At 45.1% G+C, this 15,536-nt stretch carries 10 protein-coding genes; 9 read left to right on the plus strand and 1 reads right to left on the minus strand.

Annotated features, from left to right (window positions below):
* The first annotated feature begins 4 nt into the window (after window positions 1-4).
* The 9 genes from LKO28_RS04890 (at window position 5) to LKO28_RS04930 (ending at window position 13,858) form a co-directional block, all read left to right on the plus strand.
* The gene (locus LKO28_RS04890) at window positions 5-2,032 is read left to right on the plus strand and encodes a RagB/SusD family nutrient uptake outer membrane protein (protein ID WP_227693585.1); all 2,028 of its coding nucleotides are present in this window, start codon (window positions 5-7) and stop codon (window positions 2,030-2,032) included.
* A gap of 24 nt (window positions 2,033-2,056) precedes the next feature.
* Window positions 2,057-3,373 (plus strand): DUF5000 domain-containing lipoprotein, encoded by a 1,317-nt coding sequence (locus LKO28_RS04895; protein WP_227693586.1) that lies wholly within the window; start codon window positions 2,057-2,059, stop codon window positions 3,371-3,373.
* 30 nt (window positions 3,374-3,403) lie between these two features.
* Window positions 3,404-5,053 carry a family 43 glycosylhydrolase gene (locus tag LKO28_RS04900; protein ID WP_227693587.1) on the plus strand — a complete coding sequence of 550 codons (1,650 nt, stop codon included), beginning with the start codon at window positions 3,404-3,406 and terminating at the stop codon, window positions 5,051-5,053.
* 62 nt (window positions 5,054-5,115) lie between these two features.
* On the plus strand, window positions 5,116-6,219 hold the full coding sequence (locus tag LKO28_RS04905; RefSeq protein ID WP_227693588.1) for a glycoside hydrolase family 105 protein: 1,104 nt from the start codon (window positions 5,116-5,118) through the stop codon (window positions 6,217-6,219).
* Window positions 6,220-6,264: 45 nt separating this feature from the next.
* Complete coding sequence (locus LKO28_RS04910; protein ID WP_227693589.1) at window positions 6,265-7,749, plus strand: BNR-4 repeat-containing protein; 1,485 nt, start codon at window positions 6,265-6,267, stop codon at window positions 7,747-7,749.
* 15 nt (window positions 7,750-7,764) lie between these two features.
* Window positions 7,765-9,411 (plus strand): L-lactate permease, encoded by a 1,647-nt coding sequence (locus tag LKO28_RS04915; RefSeq protein WP_227693590.1) that lies wholly within the window; start codon window positions 7,765-7,767, stop codon window positions 9,409-9,411.
* Between the two features lie 300 nt (window positions 9,412-9,711).
* Window positions 9,712-10,992, plus strand: a complete 1,281-nt coding sequence (locus LKO28_RS04920; RefSeq protein ID WP_227693591.1) for a Gfo/Idh/MocA family protein — start codon at window positions 9,712-9,714, stop codon at window positions 10,990-10,992.
* Between the two features lie 44 nt (window positions 10,993-11,036).
* Window positions 11,037-12,422 carry a DUF1080 domain-containing protein gene (locus tag LKO28_RS04925; protein WP_317206613.1) on the plus strand — a complete coding sequence of 462 codons (1,386 nt, stop codon included), beginning with the start codon at window positions 11,037-11,039 and terminating at the stop codon, window positions 12,420-12,422.
* Between the two features lie 20 nt (window positions 12,423-12,442).
* The gene (locus LKO28_RS04930; protein WP_227693592.1) at window positions 12,443-13,858 is read left to right on the plus strand and encodes a Gfo/Idh/MocA family oxidoreductase; all 1,416 of its coding nucleotides are present in this window, start codon (window positions 12,443-12,445) and stop codon (window positions 13,856-13,858) included.
* A 73-nt stretch (window positions 13,859-13,931) separates the two neighbouring features.
* Here the strand turns inward: LKO28_RS04930 and LKO28_RS04935 are convergent, their stop codons facing one another.
* Window positions 13,932-15,113, minus strand: coding sequence for a trans-sulfuration enzyme family protein (locus LKO28_RS04935; protein WP_227693593.1), 1,182 nt, complete (start codon window positions 15,111-15,113; stop codon window positions 13,932-13,934).
* Window positions 15,114-15,536: the final 423 nt, after the last annotated feature.

Below are 15,536 nucleotides of genomic sequence, written 5' to 3' on the forward strand. Positions count from 1 at the left end.
GAAAATGAAAAAAAATCTTATTTATACCAATAGAATTACCATGCGTGGGTTTATCTTTTTGTTATACCGTGCCGGTAAGCTCCTACTTGTGATATCAATCATCGCTTTCACGGGGGCTTGTAAAAAATATTTAGATATCGTTCCTGATGGTATTGCAACGATCGATAATGCATTTACGACCAGAATTTCCGCAGAGAAATACCTGTTCACGTGTTATTCCTATATGCCACAGCAAGGGAGTGTTTCTTCCAATCCGTCGTTTACAGCGGGAGAAGAGTACTTTACGGCTACGAACGAAGTCAGTACCAATGGCGCATTAGGCGGTGTAGGCGCTAATATCCAATACGGAAACCAGAATGCCAACGCGCCCCATGCCGATGCTTGGATAGGATATGATAACTTAAATGCTCCGGGTCGTTCGCTCTACCAAGGGATTAGTGACTGTAATATTTTTCTAGAAAACATCGACCGCGTACCCGACATGACAGAGGATGAAAAGGAAAAATGGAAGGGGGAAGTGACCTTTTTGAAAGCTTATTACCACTTTTGGTTAGTCCGGAATTACGGCCCCATCTATATCATGGATCAAAATCTACCGGTCGGTGCAAGTATTGAGGAGACCAAAGTCTATCGGAATACGCTGGATGAATGTTTTGAATATATAGAAAGGTTATTCGATGAAGCTTTGGCGAATGAATACCTGCCGGAGTACACGGCAAATGAAGCCGAGGAATTGGGACGTATTAACAAGGGAATCGTGTTGGCCTTCAAAGCATATGTACAGGTAACAGCAGCTAGTCCTTTATTCAATGGTAATACAGACTATGCAAGCATTGTCGATAACCGTGGTATCGCCATATTCAGCCCAAATAAAACAGATGAAGAGAAAAGGGCACGTTGGGTAAAGGCCGCGGCAACGAGTAAGGAGGCTATCGATATGTTGGAAATACAGGGACGTTCATTGTATGCCTTTGAAGGTGGGTTAACTTTGCCCATATCGGATATCACGAAGACGAAACTGAGTATCAGTGGTGCGGTAAACGAAAATTGGAACCGTGAAGTGATATGGCCGAACACAAATTGCTGGGTAGGGGGAACATCATCTTCTAATGGGCAGTCAGCCATTGCAGGACATAATTGGCCAAGAGGATTGGTGTCTACTTCAACCAACACGAATTTCACGGCGCGCCTGAATGTCCCTTTGAAGTTTGTTCAGAAATTCTATACCAAAAATGGTGTGCCGATTGAAGAAGATATTACCTACGATCGGAATGGAATGTATGACTTGCGGACTGCAGGAGCAGACCATCGATTGAATATTAGGGAGGGATATACCACAGCCGGACTGAATTTCGACCGTGAGCCAAGGTTTTATGCAGATTTAGTTTTTGATGGAGGGATATGGTTTGGTTCCGGGTTTTTGGACGAAAGTAATCCTCTTGTAGCAGAGATGCGCTATTCGGGCAGTGCTGGCAGCTTCCGTGCCAACAGCCACAATCTGACAGGATATTCCGGAAAAAAGCTAAATAACTATCAGACGACTGTATCGACAGGCTCTAACGCAACAGCTGTTTACTACGCCTGGCCGGTTATGCGGCTGGCAGACCTCTATTTGCTCTATGCGGAAGCTCTGAATGAGGCAGGAGGAGGTAAAGAAGAGGTGCTGGAATATGTGGATCGCGTACGAGAAAGAGCTGGGCTCGAAGGTGTAGATCAGTCATGGAGCTTGTATTCGAGTCGGCCGGATAAACCTAATACATTGGAAGGAAGACGAGAAATCATACAACGGGAGCGTACTATTGAACTGGCATTTGAAGGGAAAGGCTATTGGGATCTGCGCCGCTGGAAGACGGCTTATGAAGAACTCAATAAACCGATTACCGGATGGTACGTATATGGCTCTACAGAAGAAGAGTATTATGTTCCGGTAAACTTGTACCAGCCATTGTTTACTATGAAAGATTATTTTTGGCCGATAGCGGTTAACGAGTTACAGAAAAATGAAAATCTCGTTCAGAATTTCGGGTATTGATTATAGAATCTAAGATATATGTATATGAAAATTTATTATGAAATCAAAAGCAAGCATAAAAACGGATATGCTTTATTGATGCAGCATATCATACTTTTGCTTTCCGTCGTGATTTTGTTTTCTTGTGGTGATGAAGATATGAACCGTCCTTGGGGGAAGGGCGATGGTGTTCCGCAGCCAGTAACGGTAACTGGAATAGAGAATGTTAGTGGTGGCGCCATTGTTAAATACGCCCTGCCCAATGATGATAATGTCAATTATATAGAAGCCGTGTACTATATAAAAGGTGTTAAAACAACAAAAAAAGGATCTTTCTACACGAATGAACTGGAGCTTGATGGCTTCCCGGAAGTGGGGGAGTACAAAGTTTCGCTCTACTCTGTGAGTTTTTCGGAGGTGCGATCTGAACCAGTGGACGTTACAGTTTATCCAACGACACCTCCTTTTTTAACCGTAGCGGAAACATTAGATGTAGAGCCGGTTTTCGGCGGTGTGAAATCGATATATAGAAATCCGACAGGGGCTAATTTGCAACTTATTTTTTATAAATTAAACGATGGCGGTATATGGGAAGAATTAGAAACTTTATACACTAGTTTAAAAGAGGGAGAATTTTACGTCAGGGGATTGGAAAGTGTAGAAACGACATTTGGCGTGGTGTGTAGGGACCGCTGGCAAAATGTGTCGGATACGTTGGAGATTGAGGCAACACCTATTTATGAAGAGATGGCAGATCGAGGGCTATTTGCAAACCTTCCGCTACCGGGAGATATTACGTATGATATGCCGAACAGAACCCCTCCTGCACAACCTTGGCATACGGGTGCTGGTGCTGGAGTAGGAAATATTCATGCGCTTTGGAGTGGAAATACGACTCAGCCTTTTTCTGGCACTAACCCATACTTCTTCTTTTCCAATACCACTGCGGGGCTGCCAAGCAGTATAACCATTGATATGGGGCGGGAATATGAGTTGAGCCGGTTTGTTTATTTCCCCCGACAAGTACGTAACAGCAGTAATCCTTCTGCGCATACGTTCGCTGCTACGCATGTGAAGCGGTTCGAGTTATGGGGCAGTAATGATCCAAATCCGGATGGCTCCTGGGCATCCTGGACCTTGATCGGTTCTTTTAACTCTGTAAGACCGTCGGGCAATCCAATCCCGGGAGATGAAAATAGTACGCCGGAAGATCGGATCGTCACGACGAACGGTGAAAATTTTGATATGCCGGAGGGCATTGAGCCTTATCGCTATATTCGTTATCGTGTATTTTCCACTTGGGGAAATCAACCCTATTGGGCTTCTATACAGTTTCAGTTTTTTGGGAATCCAGTCGAGTAATGCATGTTATGTTATTAAACTTTTAATATTATGAAAAGATATTTTGCTGTTATAATAATCTTATTGGCGTTGATTGAATCAAGCTGTAACAAGATGGACAGCACCTACAGAGATTTTCTGACAGATGGACCGATTACCTATACAGAAAAGGTAGATTCCGTCAAGGCATATGCCGGAAGGGAAAGGATACTGCTAACCTGGGAACCTATTGTGGATCCACGCGTAACTAAAGTGGTAATTTCCTGGTCGTCCGGAAGTGGTAGTATGGAGGTGCCGATTACGTCTGAAAAGGATACACTTACGTTGATAGAAGGACTGGAAGAAGGTAATTACGTGTTTGATCTTTATACTTATGATGCCGCAGACAACCGCTCGGTGAAGGCAGAAGTTGTTGGACGGGCCCATGGCGATGTTTATGAAAGCGGATTGATCCTACGAAGCGTCAGCCAGATGGCGCTGACGGGAAATAGGCTACGGATCCGGTTTCGGCCGATGGAAGGAATGGAGGAATATGACCGTGAAGAAGTTACTTATATATCGTCTGTGGACGGCCAAGAAAAGATGGTTGTACTGGAAGCTGGGGTTGATCCGGAACTGATTATTGAAGATTTTTCGGGAGAAGAATTTACCCATAGGAGTATTTATAAGCCACAGGTGCTTTCTCCTGATTTGTTTTATTCGATGAGTGCAACCGTCAATATATTTGCTGACCCAGCTGAAGTGGAATATACGAACCCGGTCTTTACACCGATCCTGGCAGACCCTTCCGTAATCAGAGATCCATTGACGGGATACTTTTACGCATATGGCACGGAAGATCGCTGGCCTAATGGAACAAACCAAATTGTTCCGATTGTGCGCTCGCAGGATTTAGTCAATTGGTCTTATGTTGGAAATGCCTTCGCGACCAAACCCGCATGGAAACCCTCCGGCGGTGTATGGGCACCGGATATTGCTTATGTTAATGGTAAGTACCACCTGTACTACTCGATGTCAACGTGGGGTGATCCAGATCCGGGTATTGGATTAGCAATCGCGGATTATCCGGTGGGACCTTTCTCTGATTACGGAAAGCTGTTTCTTTCGTCCGAAATCGATGTGCCAAACTCCATCGATCCGTTTTATTATGAAGACGGCGGCCAAAAATATCTGTTTTGGGGAAGTTTTGACAATACGCCCAAACAGGGGACCTATGTGGTGGAGCTAATGGAAAACGGAAGAAGCGTTCGAGATATGTCCCAGAAATTCAAAATTGCTGCAGGAGACTGGGAAGCAGTCAACATTTTTAAGAAAAACGGATATTATTACTTTTTCGGCTCTAAAGGAGGCTGTTGCGATGGGGCGAACAGTACATATCGTGTCTTGGTAGCGCGGTCTACTAACTTGCTTGGGCCGTATCTCGATAGAAATGGGAATGATATTGCTAACAGAGGTAATGGTACTTTAGTATTGCAGCGGAATGCCCAATACGCAGGACCGGGGCATAATGCACCGATTATGACGGATAATAATGGTGATGACTGGATGTTATACCATGCGATTGACGTCAACAATGCCATGGTTGGCGGTGTCAATCAGCGTGTGCTCATGTTGGATAAAATCCACTGGGATGCTCAAGGTTGGCCGTTGATCAATAATGGATATCCTTCGTTTGAGAGTATGTTGAAACCGGTGTATTAATTTACATTCTATTATATTAATAATGTGTTGTTCAATTTAAGTTTATTGTGAAGAAACAAGCTATGACAAAGAGAATTTTAATGGTATTGATGCTGTTCGTTGCTACAGGGACTACGTTCGCTCAAGTTACAAACAAGAAAGTTTTTGGTAAGAAGTATATTAAGAACGTAATGCTGAAAGCAACTGACTGGCAGCTTAGGCATCCCAAACATGATCCCAAGGATTGGACGAATGGTGCTTTATATGCCGGCGTGGTGGCGACATGGCAAACCACCGGCTCAAAGAAAGTGTATAACGCCATGCGGGATATCTCCAGCGCACAGGATTGGCGACCATTCCGCCGTTGGTACCATGCGGACGATATCGTCGTTAATCAAACTTATCTGGACTTATACAGAGAGGAACAAAAGCCTGAAAGGATTCAACCTACCATTGATGTGGTGGATAAGTTATTAGCCAACCCTTACCCCACAAAAGGGGAGATAGACATCATCAAATGGTGGTGGTGTGACGCACTGTTTATGGGACCACCGACTTTGGTGAAATTAGGGATGATCACAGGGGAGAAAAAATACCTGGATGCGAATGACGAATATTTCAAAGAATGTTATGACCTGCTATACAATAAAGAAGAAAAGCTCTTTGCCAGAGATCTCAATTTTGTTATCAAACCAGATGGATCAGGTCGACGGGAAGCCAATGGTGAAAAGATATTCTGGTCGCGTGGAAATGGTTGGGTAATGGGCGGATTGGTTCGCATTTTGGAGGAGCTGCCCCAAGATTATAGCGAGCGCCCTTTTTACGAGGAACTGTTTGTGGAAATGGCAAACCGTGTAGCCGAGTTACAACAAGCTGACGGTTTATGGCGGGCCAGTCTATTAGATCCGGCATCCTATCCGGGAGGAGAAGTCAGTGGCTCTGGATTTTTCTGTTATGCATTGGCTTGGGGCATCAATAATAACCTATTAGATGCTAAGACATTCTTACCAGTTGTCGAAAAAACCTGGGTAGCACTTACGGAATGTGTAAATGAAGAAGGACGTGTGGGTTGGGTACAGCCTATCGGCGCAACGCCTGAAAAGAACTTTAGTAAAGATAGTTGGGAAGTATATGGAACCGGTGCGTTTTTACTGGCCGGCAGCGAGGTGATCAAGTTGAAACGATAGATCAGTATTGATATAAATGACAGAAAGCGTAATAAGTAAAACTGTATGAAGAAAAAATATTGTATCCATATTGGATTAGCTATAGCCCTTCTCTTTTGCTCAATAATTGGTGTTGCGCAAGATAATGCTAAGAACGATAAAGTCTACGGCCAAGCAAAACTTCTTAACAAGCCTGCGAGCGGATTTAATGGTATCTGGTATATGATTGCAGGAGCAGGTTCGGCGGGCCAGGTGACCAGTGAGTATAAATACAAATACAGCGGAGGTCTGGGCACTTACCCGTCCAATCACTATCCTTTCTCTGTTTACGCTCCAGAAGCAGACAAAACATTTTTTTGCTATGGCGGAACCGACGAGAGCGGAAAGACACTTGTTCACACAGTGTCTTATTTCGATCACAAAACCGGCGAGGTAGCGCGACCTATAATGGTCGTGGACAAAGCAACAAACGATGCACATGATAATCCGGTTATACAAGTGGACAAAGAGGGATATATCTGGCTTTTTTCAACGTCACACGGTAAAGCTAGACCTTCTTTTATACATAAAAGTTTGAAGCCGTATGATATCAGTGTGTTTGAACGGGTAACGACGACTAAGATCGTTGAGGGAAAGAAAGTGCCTATGAATAATTTCTCTTACTTGCAGGTGTATTATACGAAAGAAGATGGTTTTCTAGGATTGTTTACAGAATATGAAAAAGGTAGTGGACGAGTTATTAAGTATATGAGCAGTCCAGACGGTGTAGAATGGTCTGAATGGAAAAATCTGTCAGAACTCGGTGTGGGGCAGTATCAAACTAGCGGGAATCGGGATAAATTAGTAGGGACTGCGTTTAATTACCATCCGAAACGTAAGGTGCGGGGTGGACTAGACTTCCGTACCAATTTATACTATCTACAAACGAATGATTTTGGTAAGACCTGGCAGAGTGTAGATGGTAAGCCCATGGAGTTGCCACTCAGTGTAGTCGACAATGCCGCGTTGGTACACGATTACGATACCGAAAAACGTAATGTATATATATCGGACGTCAATTTCGATGAAAAAGGGAATCCGGTTATCCTTTATTTAACGAGCACAGGGCCGCAACCCGGTCCAGAGGATGGTCCCAGAGAATGGCATACGGCGCATTGGACAGGAAAAAAATGGAACATCCGCGGCTTTTCTTCTGCCAACAATAACTATGACATGGGTTCTATCTATATCGAAAAGGGCAAATGGTTTATCATTGCTCCGACGACGGTCGGCCCGCAGGATTTCAATACTGGGGGAGAGATGGTGTTGTGGCGATCTACAAACAAAGGGAAAAAATGGAAAAAGGTTAAACAATTGACAGCTAATAGCAAATACAACCATACCTATGCGCGTAGACCGGTGCAAGTACACCCGGATTTTTATGCCTTTTGGGCAGATGGTCACGGAAGGCAACCTTCGGAATCTAGGTTCTATTTTTCTGATAAAGAGGGGAATGTGTATAGGTTGCCGCAAGAGATGAATACGCCTTTTGCGAAACCGGAGAAGCTTTAATTAAGAGAATACGCAATGAGTTTAACCCTTCAAGCTGTATTAGCTTTCGCTCCGATTTTTTTAGCGCTAGTTCTTTTGGTCGGTTTTAGATTGCCGGCTAAATATACGATGCCTTCCGTTTTCCTGTTGACAGTCTTTATAGCCTTTCAATTTTGGGAAATGGATGCACAATATATTGTTGCCTCAACGATAGAGGGGCTGTTTGTTACGTTTGATGTGTTATATATCATATTTGGGGCATTGCTGTTACTGACGGTACTTAAATATTCAGGAGCCCTGTCCAGCATTCGATATTTTTTTACAAAAATAAGTGCCGACAGAAGAGTTCAGATCATTGTTATTGCTTGGTTATTTGGATCGTTTATCGAGGGAGCGTCTGGATTTGGTACGCCGGCGGCTATTGTTGCCCCCCTTTTAGTCGCTTTGGGTTTCCCGGCGTTGTCGGCAGTAATTATTGGTTTGATGGTACAAAGTACTGCCGTTACGTTTGGCGCTATCGGAACGCCGGTGTTAATAGGATTGAACAATGGCCTGACCAGCGGATTTACTGGTCAGGCTGATAAGCTGCTCTTTTTACAAGAAGCAACTGCTCAGATAGGGATTATCCATGCCATAATAGGAACGTTCATTCCATGGATAATGATCATCATGGTCATAATGGTGTTTGGAAAAAAAGAGGATCGGAAAAAATGCTGGACAATCGGCCCGTTCGCGGTATTTTCAGGTCTCGCCTTTACCGTACCCTACTCATTGACAGCTACATTTCTAGGTCCTGAATTCCCGTCTCTTCTAGGTGCTATGATTGGATTAGTAATCGTGATTATTGCAGTAAAGTATAAATTTCTGCTCCCATCCGATACATGGGACTTTCCAGAAAGAAAAAGCTGGCCGCTATTTTGGTCCGGGACATTGGATGTGGAGAAAGAGGATTTGTCTGTCAAAAAAATGAATATCGTAAAGGCTTGGTCACCTTATGTGCTGGTTTCCTTGCTTCTGATTGCTACTAGAAAACAGGATTGGGGAATTGGCAGCTTTCTGCAAAATTTTAAGATCAGCTGGACGGGTATTTATGGGACAGAAATATCCGCGATATCTACTCCGTTGTATCTTCCGGGAACGGTTTTGATCATCGCGTCACTTTTTGCCTTTCTAATCCATAGAATGACGGTGCCGAAGTTTAGAAAAGCCTTTTCTGAATCGTTCTCAACCGCTTTAATGGCCGCGTTTGTCCTTGCTTTCACCATTCCGTTGGTTCGGATTTACATCAATTCCGGCATGAACAATCTGGACATCGATAGTATGCCGGTTGCATTGGCGAATTGGACCGCCGACAAGGTGGGTAACTTTTGGCCTTTGGTTTCTCCGTCCATTGGTGCGGTAGGAGCTTTTATAGCCGGAAGCAATACGGTCAGTAATTTGATGCTCTCGGAGTTTCAGAATAGTATGGCAACGAAACTAGGGATATCGAATGTGATTATTGTCTCCTTACAGGCGGTAGGGGCAGCAGCAGGCAATATGATCGCTATACACAACGTAGTAGCCGCATCGGCAGTAGTGGGTTTAATGGGGAAAGAGGGAACTATTTTAAGAAAAACGATCATTCCAACGCTGTATTATGTTTTGGTAGCTGGTATATTAGGACTTTTCTTGATTTTGTTCTAGGAAGCGTTAAGATCAATCTACAGTTAGTTCCCCAAAAGAACTAAAAGACCTTCAAAATCCTCTTTATGCGCGGGTAGACTTTCCTACGCATAAAGAGGATTTTTTTTGGATGATTCCGCTCGTCCTTGATGCCTATCTGGAAACCAAAGCACCCTACTTTGGTTATCGTTCGAATTACAACGTTTTCGTAAATTAACTATTACGCTTAGCCCAACTACGTGCAATATTCTTTACATTTGGTTAATTGTAAACCCGAAAAAATAAGATTGAACTTCTTGAAGTCGGTAAAAGAACGTACTAATGAACAGAAAAGATTTTATAAAAATTTCATCCGTTTTTGCTGCATCTGCTGTTATGCCGTTTTCTAACGTCTTTGCTAGTCAAGCCCCTCTTCGCGTGGGATTAATAGGCGCGAATGGGATGGGGTGGTCCAACTTAAATGCTTTATTAAAGAATACCCCCGTACAATGTACGGCATTATGTGATGTGGATGAGCGGGTCTTAGAAAAACGTGTTGCAGAACTAGCTGAGCGTGGTATCCATGTGCGCACGTTTGAATCCCATCAAGAGATGCTGGCCGCGGATCTGGTGGATATCGTTATTATCGCTACGCCGGATCATTGGCATTGTTTGCAGCTCGTCGACGCCGTTAAAGCAGGCAAGCACGTGTATGTGGAGAAGCCCATCGGTAATTCGGTGGAGGAATGTGAGGTAATGGTGAAAGCGGTGGAAAATAGCTCGAGCATCGTGCAGGTGGGGCAGTGGCAGCGCAGTCAACAGCATTTTCGGGACGCGATTGATTTCGTTCATTCGGGAAAATTAGGCAAGATTCGAAATGTGAAGGCTTGGTCTTATGTGGATTGGAAAACAACTATCCAGCCGCAACCTGACGGACCGGTTCCGGCAGGTGTAAACTACGATCGGTGGTTGGGACCGGCTAAAACGCGTCCGTTTAATCCGAATAGGTTTCATTTTGAATTCCGCTGGTTCTGGGACTATGCGGGCGGCTTGATGACGGATTGGGGAGTGCATATGCTGGATTATGCTTTATTGGGTATGAAGGTGTCTGATCCACTATCGGTGATGGCTGCTGGGGGTAAATATGCGGATCCAAATGGTGCTTCGGAAACACCGGATACCATGCGCGTGGTATACGGCTTTGAGGATTTTAATATCGAATGGGAACAGGCTTTAGGGATTGGTTTAGGGCCGTATGGTAGAAACCACGGGGTGGCTTTTATCGGGAACAATGGCACCTTGGTGCTCAACCGGAACGGTTGGGAAGTAATTCCGGAGAAGGACAAGATGGAAGCGGTGGCGCTGCAAGAGCCAAAAGACAGTGGACTGGATATACATATGGAGAATTTTGTTCAGGCCATCCAACGTAAGGATGCTAAGTTGCTTAATGCACCGATCCAGGTAGGGGCCCATATTGCCGTCTTCTCCCAGCTAGGTAATATTGCTTATCGCACAGGTGAGAAACTCTATTGGGACCACCGCAGACGCAAGTTCACGGATCGAAAAGCCAACGATTACTTAGCGGCAAAATATCATAACGGTTATAAAATACCGAAAGTATAACCTAAATAAGTAAACCAATATGCCATTATAAAAAGCACAGTAAAATGAATATACTATCTAAATTTTTGGTTACGGCGGCGGTAGGTTTTATGGCGTACCAGCCCCTGCATGTGGAAGCACAGCAAGACAAAGGCAAATGGATGGATCTGTTTGACGGTAAAACATTGACAGGTTGGAAGACGCTTGGGGGAGAAGCGCCTTATAACGTGGAGAATGGGATGATTGTCGGGACGATGACGAAAGGAACACCAAATTCTTTCTTGGTCACCGAGCAGGAATATGGCGATTTTATTTTGGAAGTAGACGTAAAACTGGAAGGTAACCGCACGAATTCGGGTATTCAGACGCGTAGTCAGTATGATCCGGCGGCGAATGATGGAAAAGGTAGGGTGCAGGGCCGGCAGGTAGAAATTGATCCGAGTGACCGAGCTTGGACGGGTGGTATTTATGACGAAGCGCGCCGCGGATGGCTCTATCCATTGGATCTGAATGAGAAAGCGAAATCGGCTTATAAGCAGGAGGAGTTTAACCGCATTCGTATAGAAGCAATCGGCGATGAATTGCGTACGTGGGTAAACGGTGTGCCGGTTTCTTATGTTATTGATACCATAGATAGAAAAGGTTTTATTGGCCTGCAGGTACATAGTATCGCTGACGATTTACACGGGAAAAAAGTTTACTTTAAAAACGTGCGAATCCAAACAAAAGGCCTAAAGCCAACGGAATTTCCGAAAGATGTATTTATCGTGAATGTGAAGCCTAACACCTTAAGTGCTGCTGAAGAAAAAGCAGGTGTTTCTTTGTTATTTGACGGTAAATCGACTGAAAGTTGGCGAAGTGTACACCATAATACTTTCCCTACGAAAGGTTGGAAAGTGGCCAACGGCGAGATCACCGTATTGAAATCGGATGGGGGTGAGTCTACAAATGGGGGAGATATTATCACGCGTGATCAGTATGCGGTTTTTGATCTTTCGTTTGAATTTAAATTAACCCCGGGCGCCAATAGCGGCGTGAAGTATTTCGTTACCCTTAAGGAACAGACGACCGGGTCAGCTATTGGGTTGGAATACCAAATTTTAGATGATGAGCGACACCCGGATGCCAAGGCGGGGCGCGACGGGAATCGTACCTTGGCGTCGTTGTATGACTTGATCACTTCTAATAAGGAGCGCCGCGCGCGTCGACCTATTGGTGAATGGAACCGTGGGCGGGTGGTCGTATCGGAAGATAATACGGTGACGCACTACCTCAACGGCTTTAAGATGCTTGAATACAAGCGCGGATCGCAAGATTACTTGGATTTGGTAGCGAAGAGTAAATACAAAGATTGGGATAATTTTGGTGGTGCAGCCCGGGGGCATATCCTTTTACAGGATCATGGTGATCACGTGTCTTTCCGGAATATCAAGGTGAAAAAAACAAAGTAATTACGCTAAAAAAATAGGATATGAACCATTACCTTTCACGTCGTAGTTTTATTAGCCGCGCTGCTATGGTGGGCGGTGGCGTGATGTTATCGAATAGTCTTTTAGGGAAAATCCCGTTTGCATCGGCTAATGAGCGCGTAAATTTAGCTTGTGTGGGCGTTGGAAACCGTGCGGGCGAGATCATCCGCGATCTATATAAAACGGGGCTTTGTAATATTGTGGCGCTGTGCGACGTCGATATGGGCGCGAAACAGACGGAGCCGATCTTAAAGCAGTTTCCGGATGCGCCCCGCTTCCAGGATTTTAGGCAGATGTTCGACAAAATGGGGAACCAAATTGATGCGGTAGTGATCGGTACGCCGGATTTTGCCCATTTTGCGGTAACGATGATGGCCTTGGATTTGGGGATCCATGTGTATGTGGAAAAACCTATGGCACATACTTTTTGGGAAGCCGAATTGATGATGCAGAAAGCGAAAAAGCACCATAAGGTGGTTACGCAGATGGGAAATCAAGGGCATTCGGAAGCGAACTATTTTCAGTTCAAAGCTTGGAAGGATGCCGGAATTATTAAGGATGTAACGCGGATTGATGCGCACATGAATAATGCGCGCCGTTGGCATCCTTGGGACACGAATATTAAAAACTTCCCAGCGGCGGAACGGATTCCGGATACGTTAGACTGGGAGGTCTGGCAGATGCAGACCTTAGGACATGACTACAATAAAGATTTTGTAAACGGGCAGTGGCGTTGTTGGTTTGATTTCGGAATGGGCGCGCTGGGCGACTGGGGTGCACATATTCTAGATACCGCACACGAGTTTCTCGAACTTGGTTTGCCGACGGAGGTAGAGGCTACTTTCTTGGAAGGGCATAATGCCTTCTTTTTCCCGAAGTCGTCTACGATTAAATTTCATTTCCCCAAACGGAGAAGAATGCCGGCAGTGGACATTACTTGGTACGACGGGCTGGATAATCTGCCGCAGATTCCCGAGGGTTACGGGGTTTCAGGGCTGGATCCCAACATTCCGCCACCGAGTACGGGTGAACTGGAACCAGCAAAGCTTAATCCGGGCAAGATTATCTATAGTAAGGACTTGACCTTTAAAGGTGGGTCGCACGGAAGTACGTTGGAGATTATCCCGGAAGGGAAAGCGGAGGACTTGAAATACAGATTGCCGGAAGTGCCGGTGTCGCCTTCCAATCATTTTGCGAATTTCTTGAAGGCTTGTAAGGGAGAGGAAAAGACGCGGTCGCCGTTTGAGGTTGCCGGACCGTTGAGCCAGGTGTTCTGTCTGGGGGTAATTACCCAGCGGCTAAATGGAAAAATAGCTTTTGATCCCATTAAAAAGGAGATTACTAACGATAAATTTGCGAATGCTTTGTTGGTAGGGCCACCACCAGCTAAAGGATGGGAGCAGTTTTATAAGGTTTAAAGTGACCAACAATGGGTTAAAAAAAGGCGTTCTTTTGATTGAACGCCTTTTTTTATGGGTGCTATGCGGAGACTTACAGATTGGCTAAAGCCGTTTCAAAATCCGCAATAAGGTCATCAATATGCTCGATACCTACCGAAACCCGGAGTAAGCCGTTGCTAAAGGATGGCTTGTTGCTCTTCTCTCCCGATTGGTGGGCGCCCCACATACTGGCTGGGTGGGTGATCAGCGATTCTACGCCGCCCAGACTGACCGCGTTTTGGAAAAACTGTAGGGTATTTAATAGGGCTTGTGCACGTTGGTATTGCTGGGCATCGTCTGCGCCGTCCACTTCAATCGCCAGCATACCGGTAAACCCTTTCATTTGCTTTTTAGCTAAAGCGTATTGGGGATGGCTTTCTAGTCCGACGTAGGTTACCGACTTAATGCGTGGATGTTTTTCCAGCCATTGTGCCAAGGCAAGTGCATTTTCATTGATCTGACGGACGCGTAAGGCTAAGGTTTTTAAACCGCGTAAAAGCAACCAAGAATCGAACGGACTTAAAGAAGCCCCTAAGAGGAGGGATCTACGCCAAACTTGCTCGATGTATTCGGCGGAACCGCATACGGCGCCGGCGGTGAGATCGCTATGTCCGCCTAGATATTTCGTCGCACTGTGGACAACGATATCAATACCGAAATCTGCGGGGACCTGATTGATGGGGGAAGCGAAGGTATTGTCGATCATGGTTAGAATACCGTGTTCTTTTCCCAGCTTGCCGATAAATGCTAAGTCCGTAATGTCCAGATTCGGATTGGAAGGTGTTTCTATAAAAATGAGTTTCGTATTCGGTTGGATGGCATTTTTGAAAGCCTCGTTGTCGGTCTGGTCTACCTGCGTTACCTCCACGCCGTATTGCTGTAGAAAATCGCGCATGAAGGTCAGCGATGCGGCATAATGGGCATGTTGAGCAATAATGTGATCGCCGCTTTTGACCACGGCCAGAATAGCTGCGCTGATAGCTGCCATGCCGGTTGCTAAGACGAGTGCATCTTCTTTCTGCTCCAGTTTGGCGATTAGTGCGGCTGCCTGGCTGTTGTTGGGGTTGCCGTGGCGATGATAAAATTCGGGTGATTTGGTCGCTGCTGCTGCTTGTGCAAAAGCCGCGATATCGTCTGCAAGATAAGTGGATGTCTGGAAGATCGGCGTTACAACCGATTTGGTCGTATTAAATTGTTCACCTTCGTGAATCAAAGAGGTTTCTAGCTTTGCCATAATACGTATATGATATTCGACAAAGTTAATGAATAATCTACTTTTTTAGTAGTGATTTCTTCTCAGCATACGTTCTTTCGGCTCCTCGCCGGAGCACGGCATTACTTTTTTCCCTCAAAAAAGTAATCAAAAAAATCGTCACTTCGAATATTTGAGGAAAGGGGATAGTGCTAACGACGAAATTCTGCATACCTCAAATATTCGGATGTGACCTTTAGAGGTTAAGGAGGGGTTGGTTCAAAATGCGTAAACAAAAGCAATCAAGAACGTCGCGCGATAATGCGGGGTAAAACGGCCTCGCATTGTTCCGCGGCCAGCTTTACGCAGACTATTCCGTTAAAAACAGAAAGCTGTCTGAGCGCAGCGAGTTCCTTTCTGTTTAGGAATAGGCAAGTAAAGGTAGCGGAACAATGCAGGCCTAGA

This window comes from Sphingobacterium sp. FBM7-1 (genome assembly GCF_020687765.1).
GTDB lineage: Bacteria > Bacteroidota > Bacteroidia > Sphingobacteriales > Sphingobacteriaceae > Sphingobacterium.

Bases quoted from the DNA above. Each gene is read 5' to 3' on its own strand.
- LKO28_RS04890 (WP_227693585.1), top strand. From the start codon at position 5: ATGAAAAAAAATCTTATTTATACCAATAGAATTACCATGCGTGGGTTT.
- LKO28_RS04895 (WP_227693586.1), top strand. From the start codon at position 2,057: ATGAAAATTTATTATGAAATCAAAAGCAAGCATAAAAACGGATATGCT.
- LKO28_RS04900 (WP_227693587.1), top strand. From the start codon at position 3,404: ATGAAAAGATATTTTGCTGTTATAATAATCTTATTGGCGTTGATTGAA.
- LKO28_RS04905 (WP_227693588.1), top strand. From the start codon at position 5,116: ATGACAAAGAGAATTTTAATGGTATTGATGCTGTTCGTTGCTACAGGG.
- LKO28_RS04910 (WP_227693589.1), top strand. From the start codon at position 6,265: ATGAAGAAAAAATATTGTATCCATATTGGATTAGCTATAGCCCTTCTC.
- LKO28_RS04915 (WP_227693590.1), top strand. From the start codon at position 7,765: ATGAGTTTAACCCTTCAAGCTGTATTAGCTTTCGCTCCGATTTTTTTA.
- LKO28_RS04920 (WP_227693591.1), top strand. From the start codon at position 9,712: ATGAACAGAAAAGATTTTATAAAAATTTCATCCGTTTTTGCTGCATCT.
- LKO28_RS04925 (WP_317206613.1), top strand. From the start codon at position 11,037: ATGAATATACTATCTAAATTTTTGGTTACGGCGGCGGTAGGTTTTATG.
- LKO28_RS04930 (WP_227693592.1), top strand. From the start codon at position 12,443: ATGAACCATTACCTTTCACGTCGTAGTTTTATTAGCCGCGCTGCTATG.
- LKO28_RS04935 (WP_227693593.1), bottom strand. From the start codon at position 15,113: ATGGCAAAGCTAGAAACCTCTTTGATTCACGAAGGTGAACAATTTAAT.